Raw genomic sequence first — 17,753 nt, forward strand, 5'->3', positions numbered from 1 at the left:
CCCGCCCCCTGGGGTTAACCACGGCCGAACCGAGGTGGCGGCGGCGATGCCAAGAGCACCGGCACCTCCCTCGCCGCATTTCGTCCGCGCGCTTGCCCCGCTGCCGGTTTGACCGTATCCGGTGCCGGCGCTACGATTAGCCGCCGGACGCCATCCCATGAATATGGAGTACCGTCCCCCGCCAATGCGCGCCATAGTCGAGACTAGCTCAGGCCAAACCATGCGCTCACAGAACCTGTCTGCGGCCCCGGAAGCCGATATCCGTGTCCTGCTGGTCGAGGATGACCCCGCCACCAGCGCGCGCCTGCAAAGCGCGCTGGCCAGCTTGCCGGGCATCCAGGTGATGGCGGCCTGCGCGCAGCGCGCCAGCGCCTGCGAGTGGCTGGGCGCGCACGAGCCCGACGTGCTGCTGTGCGACCTCGGGCTGCCGGACGGCTCCGGCATCGATGTCATCCGCCATGCGCGCCGGCTGTACCCGCGTTGCGACTGCATGGTGATCACCATGTTCGGCGACGAGGCCAATGTGCTGGCCAGCATCGCCGCGGGCGCCACCGGCTACCTGCTCAAGGACGAATCGGACGATAACCTGCGCGCCTCCGTGCTGGCGCTGCGCGCCGGTGGCTCGCCGATGAGCCCGGTGATTGCGCGCAAGGTCATCACGCGGCTACGCAGTGCCAGCGTGTCTGGCATCCCGGCGCCGGACGCGCCGGGCGCCACTGGCATGGACGTGACGCTATCCGCCCGCGAGACCGAGGTGCTCGACCTGATCTCGCGCGGGTACACCTATGCGGAAACCGCCGGGCACCTGGCGATCAGCGTGCACACCGTGCAGGCGCACATCAAGAACATCTACGGCAAGCTAGCGGTCAACTCCCGCACCGAGGCCGTATTCGAAGCCCACAAGCTTGGCCTGTTGAAGACCTTGTGAGGCCAAAGCCGATGGCCCTGCTGCCCATCCTGCGGCTGGTGTGCCTGAGTGCCTTGTGGCTCGCCATCGGCTGTGGGGTCACCGCCTGCGGCGCAGAGCGCCAGGATTCGTCGGGGCCATCCGCGCCGGACCCGGCAAACCAGGTGCAGGTGCTGCAGCAAGCGCTGGCCGTCGTCCGCCCCGACGGCGCCGGGCAAGGCCAGGCGCCGCAGCCGGCCGAGATCGCACTGCCCCACGACTGGGACCGCATCTACCCCGGCCGCGACGGCACGGCGACCTACCGCCTGGATTTTCCCTACCACGGCGGCGGGCAGGACATCCCCGCGCTGTACCTGGCGCGCGCGGCCAACAGCTTCGAGATGCGTCTCAACGGCAAGCTGCTGGCCGCCTCCGGCGCCATGGATGCGCCTGCCCTCTATGGCGGCCAGCGCCCCTTGTACATCCCCGTGCCCGAGGCCATGCTGCAGCCGGAGAACGCGCTGACGATCACGATCGCTGCACGCGCCAATGCCAAAGCCGGCCTGTCGCGCGTCGAGTTCGGGCCGGGCCAGCTGGTGCATTCGCACTACCTGGGCGCGCTTTGGTTCCGCGTGATCGGGCCGTTGGTGATCACCGCGCTGAGCCTGTTGCTGACTGCGATCTCGCTGCTGATCTGGTGGCGCCAGCGCGATCCGTTGTTCGGCCTCTATGCGCTGGCCGAGATCGCATGGTCGGTCAGCGTGGTCGAGCGCCTGCTGGACAGCGCCCCGTTGCCGCTGCACGCGTGGCTGGTGCTGGTGCTGGCCAGCCGGACCCTGTTTATCGTGGCCACCGCCCGGTTCGCGCTGATCATCATCGATGTTCGCTCGCCGTGGCCGGCATGGCTGGTCACCGCGTTCCTGTGGATCAAGCTGCCGCTGATCGTGGTGATGACATTCCTGTTCAACACCCCCAGCCTCAAGCTGTTCGACTGGGCCATCAACATGCTGCTGGCGTGCGGCATCGCCACAGCGCTGGCGTGGGCGGCGCTGCGGCGCCCCAGCCGCGAGCGCCTGGTGCTGGCTGCCACGGTAGCGCTGGCCAGCGCGCTGAGCACCGCCGACGTGATCCGCATCCAGTTCAGCAATGATTATTACTGGGACACCTCGCTGACCAAGTACGTCTCGCAGCTGTTCAGCCTCAGCATGGCCTGGTTGCTGGTGGACCGCTATACGCGCACCACCAGCACGCTGGCTGAGCTCAACCGCAACCTGGACCGCAAGGTTGCGCAAAAAGAAGAAGAGTTGCATCTGCTCTATGCGCACTCACGCGAGATCGAGCGCGAGCAGGCCGCCTTGCGAGAGCGCGGGCGCATCATGCGCGACATGCACGATGGCCTGGGCAGCACGCTGGTCGGAGCACTCAGCCTGCTGCGCTCGGGCCATGGCTCGCCCATGGTGCTGCAGCAACATCTGCAGCAAGCGCTGGATGCCTTGAAGCTCTCGGTCGATGCCATGCAAGACACCGGCGGCGACCTCGCCGTGGTGCTGGGCAACCTGCGCTACCGGCTGCGGGCGCGGCTGGAAGCGGCCAGGTTGCGGGTGGACTGGCAAGTGGAGCGGCTGCCGCCCGTGGCCGGCCTGACGCCGCAGATCGTGCGCGAGCTACAGTACCTGCTGCTGGAAGCCTTCTCCAACGTCATGCAGCATGCCGGCGGCGCCACGGTGCAAGTGGTGGCGCGCAGCGTCGCGGGCGCCGAGGCCATCCTGATCGAGATCCGCGACGACGGGCGCGGCTTCGATGCGCAGTCCGGCGCGCAGGGCCACGGCCTGGCCAATATGCGCAGCCGCGCGGCCGCCATTGGCGGCGAATTGTCGATTGCGTCTTCGGATCGGGGTACAACCGTCAGCCTGCTGCTCTACCCGGCGCGGTGGGCCGAGGGCGAGGCTGCCTGAGCGATGGCCAGTTACGGCAGTCCTAGCGCGTCTGCTCGATGTCGCTTTGCAGGACGTCGAGGTGCGACAGGTATTTGTGCAGTTCTTCGCGTCCGCTATCGGTGATGCAATAGACGCGGCCGCTGCCTTCCACCAGCTCCGCCGTGATCGCGCGCGCGATCATCAAGCTGCGCAGGATGGGCCTGAGCGAACGGATGTTCTTCTCCACCCCATGCTCGCGCAGGCGGTCGACCAGCGTCATGACCGTGGACGGGCTCGACTGGACAAGCTTGAGGATATACAGCTTCGAAACGAAGCCGTCTAGCGTTGGCGCTCTCATGCGGCTCCTGTGACACACCAGCCAGCGGTGCGATAGAGCAGATCTACATAGGCAGCCCTGGCGCTGCGAGCGCACCCGGGCGTGCTACCAGCAAGCGGCCCGGTCGGCACCAGGCGCGCCAATTAAAAAAAAAGGGGTGCACGAGGCACCCCATTTCTTGCATTGCGCGCGCCAGCACAAGGCCGGCGCGGATGGGGCTTGACGACTACTCTTCCTGGAACGCCTCTTCGCGCTTTGCCTTGATGGAAGGCAGGGCAACGATGGCAACCAGCGAAGCCGCTGCGATCAGCAGGCCCAGCGACAGCGGACGGGTCACGAACACCGTGAACTCGCCACGCGACAGCAGCAGGGAGCGGCGGAAGTTCTCTTCCATCATCGGCCCCAGCACGAAGCCCAGCAGCAACGGCGCCGGCTCGCACTTGAGCTTCAGGAACAGGTAGCCGATGATGCCGAAGCCAGCCGCCATGAACACGTCGAAGGTCTGGTTGTTGACCGAGTACACGCCGATACCGCAGAACACCAGAATGGCCGGGTACAGGTAGCGGTAAGGCACGGTCAGCAGCTTCACCCACACGCCAATCATCGGCAGGTTCAGGATGATGAGCATCAGGTTGCCGATCCACATCGAGGCGATCAGGCCCCAGAACAGCGCGGGGTTGCTGGTCATGACCTGCGGGCCCGGCTGGATGTTGTGGATGGTCATCGCGCCCACCATCAGCGCCATCACGGCGTTGGGCGGAATGCCCAGCGTCAGCAGCGGGATGAAAGAGGTCTGCGCCGCGGCGTTGTTGGCCGATTCCGGACCCGCCACGCCTTCGATGGCGCCCTTGCCAAACTCATGTGCGTACTTGGAGGTCTTCTTTTCCAGCGAGTAGGCTGCAAACGAAGCCAGCGCCGCACCGCCGCCCGGCAGGATGCCCAGCGCGGAGCCCAGGAACGTGCCGCGAAGCACTGCCGGGATCATGCGACGGAAGTCTTCCCTGGTCGGCCAGAGGTTGGTGACGCTGTCGGTGAAGGTCTCGCGGGCTTCCTTCTGCTCCAGGTTCGCGATGATTTCCGCGAAGCCGAACATACCCATGGCCAGCGCGACGAAGTCGATGCCATCGGTCAGCTCGGGGATATCGAAGGAGAAGCGTGCGGCGCCCGAGTTCACGTCGGTACCGATCAGGCCCAGCAGCAGGCCCAGCACGATCATCGCCACGGCCTTGGGCAGCGAGCCCGATGCCAGCACCACGGCGCCGATCAGGCCCAGGCACATCAGCGAGAAGTACTCGGCAGGACCGAACTTGAACGCCAGTTCCGACAGCGGCGTAGCAAACGCGGCCAGGATCAGGGTAGCGACGCAGCCGGCAAAGAAGGAACCCAGGCCGGCGGTGGCCAGTGCCACGCCCGCTCGTCCCCGCCGTGCCATCTGGTAGCCGTCGATGGTGGTCACCACCGATGACGATTCACCCGGCAGGTTGACCAGGATGGCGGTGGTGGAGCCACCGTACTGTGCGCCGTAGTAAATACCGGCCAGCATGATCAGCGCGGCCACCGGGGGCAGCGTGTAAGTCACCGGCAGCAGCATGGCGATGGTGGCCAGAGGCCCCAGGCCCGGCAGCACGCCGATCAGCGTACCCAGCACACAGCCCAGGAAGGCGTATGCCAGGTTCTGCAACGAAAGCGCCGTGGAAAAGCCCAAGGCAAGATGGTCAATCAATTCCATATGGCCGACTCCTTAACCAGTAATGAAAGCAGGCCACACCGGCATCTGCAGGTTGATGCCGTACACGAAGGCGCCCATGCTGATCAGCACCAGGACGATCGCGTTCAAGACCGCGCCCTTCCAGCTGAACTCATGGCTGGCCATCGACGACACCAGCACCAGCACGAACACCGACAACACCATGCCGAGCGGCTTGAGCAGCAGGCCGAACAGCACCACCGAACCCAGAATCCACAACAGGGTCTTCAAGTCCCAGCGGGCGAGCTGGTCGGCTTCACCCTTTTTCGATACCGCGCCGATCAGCACGAATGCACCGAGCACGGCGAGTACCAGGCCGAGTAGAAACGGAAAGTATCCGGGGCCCATCTTGGCGGCTGTTCCCATGGAATAGCCGCGGGCGACCCAGGAAAAGCACAATCCGACCAGAATGAACATCAGGCCGGAGGCAAAGTCCTTTTGGCTGCGTATGCGCAAAACGATTCTCCTCAAAGTACGTGAAAGCAGTGCCCCTCCGCTCGCAGGCTCTTTGCATGCGGAGGTGGTCCGTTCGGCAGGAAGAAAACAGTGTCCCTGCAGGATGGAACGAACATTAGAGAGGCGATCTTTCAGCTTGCTTTCATTTGTCTTGGTTTAGGGGTATTCACCGATGCGCCGGTAAATCCCGCCAAAATACATACATCACGCTGTGATGTAATACCGAAAGACGAATGAAAGGAAGCCGAAGGGAAATTGAAGGGAGCCGAAAGGAAAACGTAAGGAAAACACGAGGATCAGCCTGGTGCGGACACGTGCCGGCAGACGCGAAGGCCGCTTACATCACCTTTCCGGCACGCCGGATATGCGCTGTCGCGCCCCCCCCTCACCCTGAGGGGGCAAGGGAGAGACAGCCGTCGTCATGGCGCGCGGTTTTGGCCTGTTCAGTGGGCTTCTGCTGGCGCCGGTGACTTGCCCGCCAGCGCCTGCTCGCCGGCGGCGCCGGCCGTGCTCAGGGCTTCCTCGCACGCTGTGCCCATGCTGGTATCGGGTGCCTGGGGCGCGAACTCCGGCTCCGGGGCCGGCCCGGGCGCGACCGGCAGGATATGGGCCGCGCGCCAGTTGCCAAAGCGGTAATACGCCACGGCCAGCGTGACCGAGACCACCGAGCCCAGCGGAAAGCTCCACCAGATCGCATCGGCGCCGACGGTGCGCTCGAGCACCCAGGCAAATGGCAGGCGCACCACCCACATCGACAGGAACAGGATCACCAGCGGGGCCATCACCGCGCCGGTGGCGCGCACGGTGCCGAACAGCACGATGGTGAAGCCGAACAGGATGAAGGACCACAGCACGATGGCATTGATATGCTGCGCAATACCGATGGCCGTGCCGTCATCGGGCAGGAACAAGCCTAGCGAGTGACGGTTGAACAGGTAGATCAGGGCAACCAGCGCACCGGTCATCAGCAGGTTGAACAGCAGCCCTACGCGTGTGATGCGCGTCACGCGATCCCACAGCCCGGCGCCCACGTTCTGCGCCACCATCGACGACACGCTGGCGCCAACCGCCAGCGCGGGCATCTGCACGTACGTCCACAACTGCGAGGCCACGCCATAGGCGGCGGTGGTCTGCGAGCCGTAGCGATTGACCAGCGACATCATCACGATCGCCGACGACGAGATCACCACCATCTGCAGCCCCATCGGCAAGCCCTTGGCCACCAGCGCGCGCAGGATCGCGGTATCGGGCCTCAGGTAGGCGAGTTGGTGGCGCCGCAGCGCCAGGAAGTGGTGGCGGCGGTAGAGTACGATCAGCATCGCGGCCAGGCTCGCCAACTGCGCGATCAGCGTGGACAGCGCCGAGCCCGCGATGCCGAGCTCCGGGAACGGGCCGATGCCAAAGATCAGCAGCGGATTGAGCACCACGTCCAGCCCCACCGACAACAGCATGAAATAGAACGGCGTGCGTGAGTCTCCCGCGCCGCGCAGCGTCATCATCACGAAGTTGTAGAAATACATGAAGGGCAGCGCCAGGAAAATGATGCGCAGGTAGCTGATGGCAAGCGCCCTGGCATCGGCCGGCGTGCCCATCGCGGCAAGGATGTCGGGCGTGAAGGCGTAGCCCAGCGCCGCCGCCAGCACCGACAGCAGGATGAAGAATGTGGTGCTGGTGCCGACCACGCGGCGCGCCTCGACCAGGTCGCGCGCGCCCACGGCCTGCCCGATCATGATGGTGTTGGCCATGCTGATGCCGAACACCACGCCAAGCAGGAAGAACAGGATGATGTTGGCATTTGAGGTGGCCGTCAGCGCCGCCTCGCCGAGGAAATGCCCCACCCACACGGAATTGATCGAGGCGTTGAGTGACTGCAGGATATTGCTGCCCAGTACCGGCAGCGAAAACAGCAGCAGCGTGCGGCCGATCGGGCCCGTGGTCAGCTGGGCTTTGGATTTTGTTGGCATGTTCGAGGGAGGTCTCGTGTTCTTATCGTGTTCTTGTTGCGCCTGGGATCGCCGGGAAACACGGGGCAATGCCATGTACGGCACCCACGTTCGCCACTATGTCACACCTTGCTGACAACCCTTGTCGGTAGTTGTCTGTCAGACAGAAAGCCAATTGTAAGGAGTTGTTTGGATCAGGGCACGGCCTCTGCGCGCGAGCAGTCAAACATTGGCGAAACGCAATGCACAAGTGGCCCTTGGTGTCTCGCAGAGCGGCCATGGGGGTATCCCCCGCCATGGCGTCCAAGCGCCGTTTCCATCCATGAACCGTGAGGTCCAATATGACGAAGAACACGCCGATTCGCTTTTTGCAAGCTGCCACCGCCATGGCTGCCGGCCTGCTATGTGCGGCTGCCTTTGCCCAGACGCCCGCCGTTCCTGCCGATAGCGGCAATGCCGCGGTGCCGGCTGGCATGACACAGATCGAGCCACCTAAGGATCCGCTCGTCCAGCGCCGCGATGCCAACAAGCAGGCCTCGGACGAATACAAGGCCAAGAAAAAGGCCGCCAAGACGGAGTACAAGCAGGATGTGAAGTCCGCCAAGCAGCAAAAGAGCGCCGAGAAGAAGGCCAACAACGACACCATGAAGCAGGGCATGTCGGCCGCGCCCGTCGACGCGCAGAAGAACTAAGCGCGTACGACCGCGTTCTTGCCGCCTACCCCTTACCCCTTACGGGCAACCACGAAAAACGCCCCGCCTCCCTCAAGGAGGCGGGGCGTTTTATCGTGATGATCGCTTGAACCGCGGCGCCGTTGGGTGAACCATCGGACGCCATTTCCGGGTCTGTTGCATCTGCGGGTAGAATCGCGCGGTAGGTGCAAATTAGATCACATTATGGGAAGAACCGTGGATAGCAATGGCAACGCATTGACAGGTGCTCAGCTGGAACAGTTACTGGATCGCCTCGAAGCCGATCTCGAGGAAGGCAACGCAAGCGAAGCCGCCGATTTGCTGGCCAGATTGCGCGCCAGGCCGCTGCGGGCCGATTCCCTTGAGTCCATCGACCGGCTGCATACGCTATGGATGCGCGCGGGGGATCCGCAGGCTGCGCTGGCGGTGGTCGACGCAGACGGCGCCGGCACGCTGGAAGCCACGCCGCGCGAAGCGCAGGCCGAGCTGCGCATGCACCTGGCGCTCTATCGGCTCCAGATAGCCAACCACGTCAACGAGGAAGAGCGCATCCAGCGTGCCCTCGCTGAGATGCGCGCCATCGTGGCGGGGACGGCGGAGCTGAATGCGGACCGATATCGGCAGCTTCGCGTGTTCGATAGCCTGGAGCTGCGCAAGCTGGACATTGCGCTGGAGACGATTGACCTGCGCCATGCCTTGAACGGGGCCATCGCGGGACGCGCGCCGTTCCGTGCATGGGACCTCGCCGACCATCAGCGGCGGCGCGCCTGGGCGCTGTCGCGCCATGACCGCAACGACGAGGCCCGCGCAGCGGCTGGCGCTGCCACCCTGGCGCTGCAGACGGCCGGCGCGGAACAGGACATCGACGAGAACGACTGGCTGCGCCTGGGCAGCGCCCTGATCGGCATCGCGCCCGAGCGCCTTGCCGACTTCCAGCAGGCCGCGAGGGCCCTGACAGCGCAATGGTCCTTGCCGCAGCGCCGTGAGCTGGAAGTCCGGCTGTCCCGGCTCGCGGCGCGCGCCTTGCACGCGCAAGGCGATTTGCCCGGCGCGCTGGACGCCTGCTCCGCCGCGCGCCATAGCCTGTCGTCGAACGGCAGCGATGACTTCATCGAATACGAGCTGCCGTGGCTGATGGAAGCCCGGCGCGTTGACGAGGCCGGCCGCCGGGCGTTCCTGCACATCTATCAGGTCGAGGACGAGATGTGGGACGGCGCCGCGCAGCTGGTTCACGCGCGGCTGGCCGATGCGGCCGACGACTCGGCCTGGTGGCCATTGTGCGCCATGCGGGCCTGCAACACGGCAGAGACGCTGGCGGCCTTCCTGTCAAAAGCGCAAGAGGGAGAGCAGGATCCGCGGACCCTCTCCCCGACCCACGAAGCGCTCTTTGGCGCCGTGGGTGAGCAAGTGGATGCGCAGGCCTTGCAGGCGGTGTTCGACGCGGCACGCGCACTGGCCGAGCAGCGTTCGCCGGGCCATCCATGGATCGCCAGACTGGCGGCAGTCAACGACGGCGCGGCGGGCCGCATCGATGCCACTACGCAAGCGGCGCGACTGTATGCGGCGGCGCAGGAAGGCGGCATGCAGGACAACCGCACGGCCTATGCCCTGTTCGAGGCACGGGTGCAATCGCTGGGGGTGATCCAGACGCTGAAGCTGCCGGCCTGCTCGCTGCCAAGCGGGCTGTGGGCGTACAACTTCGGCGTCGCGCTTGGCGATTTGCTCGAGGAACACCTTGACCGCGTCCCCGCCGAGTCGCGCAACGAAACCTACAGCGATTTCATCAAGCTGCAGATTGCCGCCTACGAACAAGGGCAAGCATGCCTGGAGCGCTATTTCGAGAGCGGCGCCGGCCATCCGTACGATGCCTGCGCGCACCTCTACTCCATGCTGTGCAACAACCTGGCCATCATCTACCGGTACGACGAGCGGCGCTACGAGGATGCCGTCGAGCTGCACAGGCGCGGCATCGCCGCCAGCCCGTTTGCCGAACACTACGCAGGCCTGCTGAGCGTGCGGATCGCGATGCAGGATGCCGAGGGGATCATCGGCGCCGCCGAGCAGCTCTGGCACTACGCCGCCGAGTTTGGCTACAGCCGGCATGACCCCAACGAATACCTGAGCGAGGTGTCGCAGGCCCTGTACAAGCTCGATCGCGACCGCGAGATTCCCATCTGGCTGGAGCGCCTGGTGAAATGGGAGCGGGAAGAAGGCCGGGACGGTAGCAACGGTAGCAACCTGTCGAGCAGGGACTTGGGCGTGCGCCTGCAAATGGCCTTCAACCTGGCGCATCACTGCCCGGAAGAAGCCACGGCCCTGTGGAGCCGCATTGCACGTCAGGTCGATGACTGCCCGGAATCCTGGCTGGTCAGCCTGGCGGCCGACACGCTCAGCGGGCTGCAGCGCCACGCCGAGGCCACTGCGCTCTTCGAGCGTGCCATCGCAATCAATCCACGCAGCAACGAATACGAGCTAGCCGATGTCAAGGCGATGGAGGAGAAAGTGGCGCTCTACCGCGCGCAAGCCAACCCCGCCGGCAAGAGCAAGAGCTGGTGGCAAGTCTGGAAATGAGTACCGCCAGGCGGACGACGGGCTACGCGCCGCGCAACGCCCTCAATGCCGGCGCCCTGAAGTCCGGCATCGCCGCGCGCAGCCAGGCGCGCGGCGACGATGCGGCGGTGCGCGCCTGGCTGCTCAACCACTTCTATCGGCATCTCGTCGCCAACTTCGAGCCTGCCGTCAAGATCGATTCGCTCGACGGTGCGCGCCAGGCCCTGAGATCCGAGGCGATGCCGGAGTGGGTTGCGGCTCGCCTTGGCGCGCCGGCCAAGGCGAGCGTCGGTGAAGCCGCGGCGCCACCGGCCCCGGTCGTCTGGGTGGATCCTGTCGAGCCGCGCCTGCTGGCGCTGGAAGTGCGGCTCGTCGAGTTCCTGACCTCGCGCAAGGGCACCGCGCTTGACGGCAAGCTCGACCGCATCACCTGCCCGCAAGCGCTGGCGCTGTGGGATAACGAACATGCTGAAATGGCCACGCGCATCGAGCGCGGCTGGCGCCATAGCCAGCCCGAAGCGCTGCGCACCATGCTGCCGACGTCGCATGGCGTGTTCGTGGAGTTGCTGCCGGACAGCGCGCTGCTGCGCGCGGAAATGGCCTTTGAAAGCTATGTCATGCGGCATTGCCTGGGGCAGTTTTCCGACCGGCGCGCGCTGTCCGGCGGCTACGGCGAGCGCTATGCCGAAGCGGTGGCGCAGCGGCGCCTGCGCCTGCTGAGTTTGCGCGATGCCAGCGGGCAACCGCATATCACCATCAGCGTGCACGTGCTGGCCAATGGCGCGCTCACCGTCGACCAGGTCAAGGGCAAGCAGAACAAGCCGCCCATCGCGCGCTACGTGGAAGATGTGCTGGCCTGCCTGAACGCCCTGGGTACCGGCGAGGAAACCCCGGACGATTGCATCGCCATCGGCGTGGTACGCACGCCAGCCGGCTGGACTCGCATTGAAGACGTGGCCGACGCCACGACGCAGACCCGATTGGTCGCCCGCTACCCACAACTCTTTGCCAGGCTCAGCGCGCCGACGCCAATGGTGGAGTGGCTGGTCGCCGCGCGCCAGCCTGGCTTGCTGGCGGAGCGCTCGCCAATGGCGGCATCGGTCCGGTATGCCACTCGGCAAATGCCGGCCCCGGGTGACGCCGAGGCGGTAGTCGCCACGGAAGGGGTGCCATGGCCGGACATCTCGCCGTCGCACGCGGCGCAGATCCAGGCTTCGCCCTCGCGAGGCATAGCGGAGCGCCAGACCGGATGAATGGGATCAATGTCTTCTACCTGCTCCTCGGGGCCTTTGTGCTATGGCGGGTCTACCGCTTCCTGCGCCCCAAGCGTCCGGCTGTGTTCACCCGGCGCAAGCAATGGGCATTGACGTTGGCGCAGCCCATGGTCGATGCCAGCAGCATGACGGGCTTTTTCAACCCCGCCTCGGACCACATGACCGACGCCGCGCGCGCGTTGTTCCGCGTGCAGTTGCTGCATCAGATGGAGTTCCGCGCCAATGCCACGGATGACGAAGTGCGCCAGCACCTCGCCCATGTGTTCGAATCACGGTGGTTTCGCGCCGACCTGCATGCGCTGCTGCCGACCGACGATCCGCGCGCCGCGCTGGCTTTTGCCTGCGTCCGGATGGCCTTTTTTGCGCGCAACGTCATGTTGATGGGCTGGGTGGAGCCGATGGCCGCGTGGCGCGTGCTCCTGCTCAACGCGCAGCGCGCGCAGGACTGCTTTGCCAGCTGGGAAGATTTCGGCCACGCCTTTATCGCCGGGCGCCAGCAATGGCTTGCCGCATTCCGCGCCGACCCTCTGGGCAAGTCCTTCGATGCAGCCAGCTTGCGCCAGCTGCTGGCGCCGCCCAAGGGCGCCTGGGCGGCGCTCGCATGGCCGGACCTGCCGGCGTTCAGCCCCGAGCCGCGCTGAGTCAGCGCCCGGACGCCGCCCGGTAGGCGGCGATGCGCGCCTTGAGTCCCGGCCGGGCGGCGGAACGCACCAGCTCGGCCAGCTGCGCCGCGCGTGCCGCTTCGGCCATGGCATGGCCGCCCTGCGTGGCGGCCTGGATAGCGGCATGGGTTGGCGCATCCAGCCGGCGTGCACGCTGCGCCAACGTGGCAAGCGCGCCGGCGCGCGCCTGCGGCGCCACCAGATCGCCGGCCATGTCGCAAGCCGCCGCTTCCTCGGCCCGGACCGCCCGTCCGCTCGCGATCCAGTCCCGCGCCGTCGCCACACCCACCAGCTGCGCCAGCCGGGCGCTGCCCAGCACCAGGCCGAAGGCCGCGCCGGGGAAAGCCAGCGTGCTGCCCGGTGCGATCCAATGCTGCTCGCAGGCCACCATCAGGTCGGCGCCCGCGCCCATGGCGCGGCCCTGGACCAGCGCTACGGTGGTGAAGGGCGCGCCCTGCACGCTTTGCAGCAGCAGCTCGACGCGCACGAAACGCGCCAGCAGCGAATCGTCGCTCTCGCTATCGAGCTCACCCAGGTCGAACCCCGTGCAGAAATGCGTGCCGGCGCCGTCAATGGCGAGCAGGCGGGTGCCATCGTGGTAGCACGCCAGCACCGCCGCCGCGAGCGCCTCCACCAGCCTGGCCGACAGCGCATTGCCGCGCTCTGGCCGGTTCAGCGTCAATCGGGTGACGTCACCTTGCTTGTCAATCAGCAGACCGGCTTGTTCCACGTTCACCCCTGCGCCGGTGGTGCCACCGGCGCCCACAGGTTGGGCACCAGCGCATTGGAGTAGCCGGATACAAACGGCTTGGTGGCGCCGCTGGCAGCGTCATACACGTGGCGCTGTATGCGGCCGATGTTGCCGCCATAGAGATGCACGCTGATCGACACCCGGTCGTCATGCGCATTGCGCACGCGGTGCACATCGCCCAGCGTGGGCGAGACCGCGGCCACCTGGCCGGCGCTCAGCACCACGCCATCGCCGTCTTCCACCAGCCGGCCGCCTTCCACGCGGTAGTGCTGGTCCACCTCGGCGCCGCGCAGCATGCCGATCAGGCCCCACACCGTGTGGTCGTGCACGGGCGTTTGCTGGCCCGGCCCCCAGACGAAGCTGACCAGCGAAAAACGATCGAGCGGATCACCATAGAGCAAATGCTGCTGGTAGTAGACAGGATGCGGGCGCGCCATGGCCTCAGGCAGCCAGTCGTCGTGCGCCACCAGTTCGCTCAGCGCGGCGCTGGCTTGCGCGAGGATGTCCGGCTCGCTGCTGCCCTCACGTTCCGCCTGCGTGACCACGCGGCTGATGGTGGCAACGAACGCGCGCAGCCGATCGATGTTGCCGGTGTTGCCAGTGTTGTCGCTCATGATGATTCCTCCATCTGCCTTTGACTTTACGTAGGGTCTTGTTCCGTGGCTGCCCTGCCCGCCTGGTAGCGGGCGCGCACGGCGGCGTTGTGCTCGCCCAGCGCCGGCGGGTCGCGGCGGATCGGCAAGCCCAGCCCATCGAAACGCAGCGGCGAGGCGAAGGTGCGGGTCTGGTGGCCGCCAGGCAGCGTCAGCGGGCGCACCCAATCCATATGCGCCACCTGCGGATCGTCCAGCGCGGCGGCATAGTCGTTGATACGCGCATGCGGCACGCCAGCGGCATTGAAGGCGGCAATCCAGTGCGCCACGCCAGCGGTGGCAAAGCGCTCTTCGAGCAGGATCTTCAGTGCGGCCTGGTTGGCCGCGCGGTCGCGCGTGGTGGCAAAGCGCGCGTCCTGCGCCAGCGCGGGCAGTGCCACCACGCGCACCACTTCGAGCCAGAGCTTCTGGTTGCCCGCGGCGATGGCAAAGTAGCCATCGGCGGCCTGGAATGCCTGGTAGGGCGCATTGCGCGGATGCGCGGAGCCCAGCTTGGCCGGGCTCCGGCCGGTGCCGAAGTACTCGCTGGTCTGCAGTGCGGCGATGCCGAGCGTGCAGCCGTACATCGGCACATCGATATGCGCGCCCGCGCCGCCGGCCCGCACACGCGTGAGCGCGCTGGCAATGGCAAAGGCGCCGTACAGGCCCGAAGCAAAGTCGGCCAGCGGCACGCCGCACTTCACCGGCGCGCCATCGGGCTCGCCGGTCACGCTCATCACGCCGGCGGCAGCCTGGATGGTCAGGTCGAACCCGCCCTCGCCCGCGCGCGGGCCGCTCTGGCCGTAGGCGGACACAGAGCAATACACCAGCCCCGGCTTTTGCTCGCGAAAGCTGGCGTAACCCAGCCCGAGCCGGTCCATCACCCCGGGGCGGTTGTTCTCGATCACCACGTCGGCATCCAGGATCAGCGCACGCGCCAGCGCCACGTCGGCGGCATCCTTCAGGTTGAGCGCCACCGACTCCTTGTTGCGGTTGAGCGAAGCGAAATTCTCGGAGAAGCCATCGGACAGCGGTGGCCACTGCCGCAAGGTGTCGCCCTCGGGCGCTTCCACCTTGATCACCTCGGCGCCCATATCGGCCAGCAACATGCCGCAAAAAGGCCCGGCGGCAACGGTACAGAATTCCACAACCCGCACGCCTTGCAGCGGCAGGTCCTGTTGGTCGAGATCACGCATGGGAAGCATCCACAGGGAAGGAGAGAGAGGCGGCGCAGTGCATCAGCCGTCCTCATCGGCAGGCTGCCGGCCGCGTTGCGACGATTATAGGGAGTTGCAAAATACGATACTATCGTTCCACATTTGAGAACAGCGCGCGCCATCCGCATAGGATGCCCGCATGGAGCATAAGCATCGATGAACAACACCTTGATCAAGGGCCTCGGCGTGATCGAGTTGCTGGCGCACAGCGACCGGCCGCTGGGCCTCACCGAGATCGCCACCCACCTGGGCCTGGCCAAGAGCAATGTGCATCGGCTGCTGCAAGCGCTGACCGAGCTCAACTATGTGATCCGCGACGCCTCCGGCACCGGCACCGGCTACAGCGCGTCGATCAAGCTCTGGGAGCTGGGCTCGGCGGTGCTCTCGCGGCTGGACCTGCGCCGCCATGCCCAGGCGTGGATGGACAAGCTGATGCACGCCAGCGGCGAGAGCGTGCACCTGTCCGTGCTGGACCGCGCCGAGGTGGTCTACGTGCACAAGATCGACAGCCCCAACCCCGTGCGCGCCTATACCCAGATCGGCGGGCGGGCGCTGGCGCACTGCGTGGCCACCGGCAAGGCGATGCTGGCCTTCCAGCCGGACACCGCGTTGCAGCGCATGTTCGCCACGCTGGCGCCGTCCACCCCCAACAGCATCGTCGAGCCCGAGCGTTTCCTGCGGGAGATGGCCAAGGTGCGCAAAGAGGGCTATGCGGTCAACCGCGGCGAGTGGCGCGAGACCGTCTACGGCGTGGCCGCGCCGATCTGCGACGGCAACGGGCACGTCATCGCCGCCATCGGGCTGTCGGGGCCGGCTGAGCGGTTCAAGCCGCACAAGATCAAGGGCTTTGCCGCGCTGGTGCTGAACGCGGCCACGGAGATCTCCGATGACCTGGGCGGCGGCAACCGGCACAATGCCCTGGCGCTGGCCACCCGCAGCATGGTGGCGATGCGGCGCGGCTGAGCCCGGGGCATCAGCCATGCTTCCCGAACCCGCGAGAGGGCGCGAATGGTGGCCTTTGCCGCACCTGGCCCCGCCCCCCTCGGCAACGCCGGCGCCTGCCGGTGCACAAAACCGGCCGACGGGTTAAGCTTGCGGTTTGGCCGCCGCGCCCAGGCGCGGCATCCCCCACCGCGGCGGCACCGGCTGCGCTTGTCGCACGCAACCTTCTTCAGGAGAAAGGCATGTACCAGGATCTCGCCCTCTACATCGACGGGGAATTCGTCAAGGGAGGGGACCGACGCGAGCAAGACGTCATCAACCCCGCCACCCAGGAACTGCTGGGCAAGCTGCCGCATGCCAACCGCGGCGATCTGGACCGCGCCCTGGCCGCCGCGCAGCGCGCCTTTGAAAGCTGGAAGAAGACCTCGCCGCTGGAGCGCTCCAAGATCCTGCGCCGCGTGGCGGAACTGACCCGCGAGCGCGCCAAGGACATCGGCCGCAACATCACGCTGGACCAGGGCAAGCCGCTGGCCGAAGCCATCGGCGAAGTCATGATCTGCGCCGAGCATGCCGAATGGCACGCCGAGGAATGCCGGCGCATCTACGGCCGCGTGATCCCGCCGCGCCAGCCCAACGTGCGCCAGATCGTGGTGCGCGAGCCGATCGGCGTGTGCGCTGCCTTTACGCCGTGGAACTTCCCCTTCAACCAGGCGATCCGCAAGATGGTCTCGGCCATCGGCGCCGGCTGCACGCTGATCCTCAAGGGACCGGAAGACTCGCCCAGCGCGGTGGTCGCGCTGGCCCAGCTGTTCCACGATGCAGGCCTGCCCCCGGGCGTGCTGAACATCGTCTGGGGCGTGCCGGGCGAAATCTCCACCTACCTGATCGAGTCGCCGATCGTGCGCAAGATCTCCTTCACCGGTTCGGTGCCGGTGGGCAAGCAGCTGGCCGCGCTGGCCGGCGCCCACATGAAGCGCGTGACCATGGAGCTGGGCGGGCACTCGCCGGTGCTGGTGTTTGACGACGCCGACATCGAGCCGGCAGCGGAAATGCTGGCGCGCTTCAAGCTGCGCAACGCCGGCCAGGTGTGCGTGTCGCCCACGCGCTTCTACGTGCAGGAAAAAGCCTACGACAAGTTCCTGGCGCGCTTTACCGAGGTGATCGGCTCGATCAAGGTTGGCGACGGCCTGGACGACGGCACGCAGATGGGGCCGCTTGCGCACGAGCGCCGCATCGCCTCGATGGAGCAGTTCCTGGACGACGCCAATCACCGCGGCGGCAAGGTGGTGGCGGGCGGCAAGCGCATCGGCGACAAGGGCTTCTTCTTCGCCCCGACCGTGGTCACAGACCTGCCCGACGACGCCAAGCTGATGGTCGACGAGCCCTTCGGCCCGGTGGCGCCGGTGACGCGCTTCAAGGATGTGGAAGAAGTGCTGCGCCGCGCCAACAGCCTGCCGTTCGGCCTGGCCTCGTACGTCTTCACCAACTCGCTGAAGACCGCGACGTTGGTGTCCAACGGCCTGGAAGCCGGCATGGTCAACATCAACCACTTCGGCATGGCGCTGGCCGAGACGCCGTTTGGGGGCATCAAGGATTCCGGCATCGGCAGCGAAGGCGGCCAGGAAACCTTCGATGGCTACCTGGTGACCAAGTTCATCACGCAGGTCTGACGTACCGTGCTGGCCGGGCAACCGGCCAGCCAGGAAAAGATGGTTGGCGACGGCTGGCGAGCGCGCAAACCAGGCCTC

General features: G+C 66.4%; 15 protein-coding genes. 8 read left to right on the plus strand and 7 right to left on the minus strand.

What is annotated here, in order from left to right; translation table 11 throughout:
* Positions 1-220 precede the first annotated feature (220 nt).
* Together AC1RWI_RS20350 and AC1RWI_RS20355 are read left to right on the plus strand one after the other, a co-directional pair.
* On the plus strand, positions 221-928 hold the full coding sequence (locus AC1RWI_RS20350; protein WP_492868310.1) for a response regulator: 708 nt from the start codon (positions 221-223) through the stop codon (positions 926-928).
* An 11-nt stretch (positions 929-939) separates the two neighbouring features.
* Complete coding sequence (locus AC1RWI_RS20355; protein ID WP_492868312.1) at positions 940-2,841, plus strand: sensor histidine kinase; 1,902 nt, start codon at positions 940-942, stop codon at positions 2,839-2,841.
* 22 nt (positions 2,842-2,863) lie between these two features.
* Here the strand turns inward: AC1RWI_RS20355 and AC1RWI_RS20360 are convergent, their stop codons facing one another.
* The 4 genes from AC1RWI_RS20360 to AC1RWI_RS20375 all read right to left on the minus strand — a co-directional run bounded on the left by AC1RWI_RS20360 (position 2,864) and on the right by AC1RWI_RS20375 (position 7,306).
* Positions 2,864-3,160 carry a helix-turn-helix transcriptional regulator gene (locus AC1RWI_RS20360; RefSeq protein WP_043356716.1) on the minus strand — a complete coding sequence of 99 codons (297 nt, stop codon included), beginning with the start codon at positions 3,158-3,160 and terminating at the stop codon, positions 2,864-2,866.
* Between the two features lie 205 nt (positions 3,161-3,365).
* On the minus strand, positions 3,366-4,868 hold the full coding sequence (locus AC1RWI_RS20365; protein WP_043356719.1) for a tripartite tricarboxylate transporter permease: 1,503 nt from the start codon (positions 4,866-4,868) through the stop codon (positions 3,366-3,368).
* Positions 4,869-4,880: 12 nt separating this feature from the next.
* A complete protein-coding gene (locus AC1RWI_RS20370) occupies positions 4,881-5,342 on the minus strand; it encodes a tripartite tricarboxylate transporter TctB family protein (protein ID WP_043356722.1) in 462 nt (153 codons plus the stop codon).
* A 443-nt stretch (positions 5,343-5,785) separates the two neighbouring features.
* Positions 5,786-7,306 carry an MATE family efflux transporter gene (locus AC1RWI_RS20375; protein ID WP_492868315.1) on the minus strand — a complete coding sequence of 507 codons (1,521 nt, stop codon included), beginning with the start codon at positions 7,304-7,306 and terminating at the stop codon, positions 5,786-5,788.
* A gap of 320 nt (positions 7,307-7,626) precedes the next feature.
* On the opposite strand from AC1RWI_RS20375, the gene AC1RWI_RS20380 reads away from it, so the two are divergent.
* The 4 genes from AC1RWI_RS20380 to AC1RWI_RS20395 all read left to right on the plus strand — a co-directional run bounded on the left by AC1RWI_RS20380 (position 7,627) and on the right by AC1RWI_RS20395 (position 12,442).
* A complete protein-coding gene (locus AC1RWI_RS20380; protein ID WP_492868317.1) occupies positions 7,627-7,977 on the plus strand; it encodes a hypothetical protein in 351 nt (116 codons plus the stop codon).
* A 237-nt stretch (positions 7,978-8,214) separates the two neighbouring features.
* Positions 8,215-10,548, plus strand: a complete 2,334-nt coding sequence (locus AC1RWI_RS20385) for a coiled-coil domain-containing protein (protein ID WP_492868319.1) — start codon at positions 8,215-8,217, stop codon at positions 10,546-10,548.
* Complete coding sequence (locus tag AC1RWI_RS20390) at positions 10,545-11,780, plus strand: hypothetical protein (RefSeq protein ID WP_201777377.1); 1,236 nt, start codon at positions 10,545-10,547, stop codon at positions 11,778-11,780. The genes AC1RWI_RS20385 and AC1RWI_RS20390 overlap by 4 nt, the downstream gene beginning before the upstream one ends.
* Positions 11,777-12,442 carry a DUF1266 domain-containing protein gene (locus AC1RWI_RS20395; RefSeq protein ID WP_492868321.1) on the plus strand — a complete coding sequence of 222 codons (666 nt, stop codon included), beginning with the start codon at positions 11,777-11,779 and terminating at the stop codon, positions 12,440-12,442. The genes AC1RWI_RS20390 and AC1RWI_RS20395 overlap by 4 nt, the downstream gene beginning before the upstream one ends.
* Before the next feature lies 1 nt (position 12,443).
* Here the strand turns inward: AC1RWI_RS20395 and AC1RWI_RS20400 are convergent, their stop codons facing one another.
* The 3 genes from AC1RWI_RS20400 to AC1RWI_RS20410 are packed head-to-tail and all read right to left on the minus strand — an operon-like array spanning position 12,444 to position 15,042.
* A complete protein-coding gene (locus AC1RWI_RS20400; protein ID WP_492868323.1) occupies positions 12,444-13,193 on the minus strand; it encodes an enoyl-CoA hydratase/isomerase family protein in 750 nt (249 codons plus the stop codon).
* Positions 13,194-13,195: 2 nt separating this feature from the next.
* Positions 13,196-13,828: a cysteine dioxygenase family protein gene (locus AC1RWI_RS20405; RefSeq protein ID WP_492868325.1), complete on the minus strand. Its 633-nt coding sequence runs from the start codon at positions 13,826-13,828 to the stop codon at positions 13,196-13,198.
* Between the two features lie 26 nt (positions 13,829-13,854).
* Positions 13,855-15,042, minus strand: a complete 1,188-nt coding sequence (locus AC1RWI_RS20410) for a CaiB/BaiF CoA transferase family protein (RefSeq protein WP_043356733.1) — start codon at positions 15,040-15,042, stop codon at positions 13,855-13,857.
* A gap of 177 nt (positions 15,043-15,219) precedes the next feature.
* On the opposite strand from AC1RWI_RS20410, the gene AC1RWI_RS20415 reads away from it, so the two are divergent.
* The gene (locus tag AC1RWI_RS20415; RefSeq protein WP_492868327.1) at positions 15,220-16,026 is read left to right on the plus strand and encodes an IclR family transcriptional regulator; all 807 of its coding nucleotides are present in this window, start codon (positions 15,220-15,222) and stop codon (positions 16,024-16,026) included.
* Between the two features lie 221 nt (positions 16,027-16,247).
* On the plus strand, positions 16,248-17,675 hold the full coding sequence (locus AC1RWI_RS20420; RefSeq protein ID WP_174424238.1) for an NAD-dependent succinate-semialdehyde dehydrogenase: 1,428 nt from the start codon (positions 16,248-16,250) through the stop codon (positions 17,673-17,675).
* Positions 17,676-17,753: the final 78 nt, after the last annotated feature.

The sequence above is a fragment of the Cupriavidus sp. MPR-AND1C genome (genome assembly GCF_058809705.1).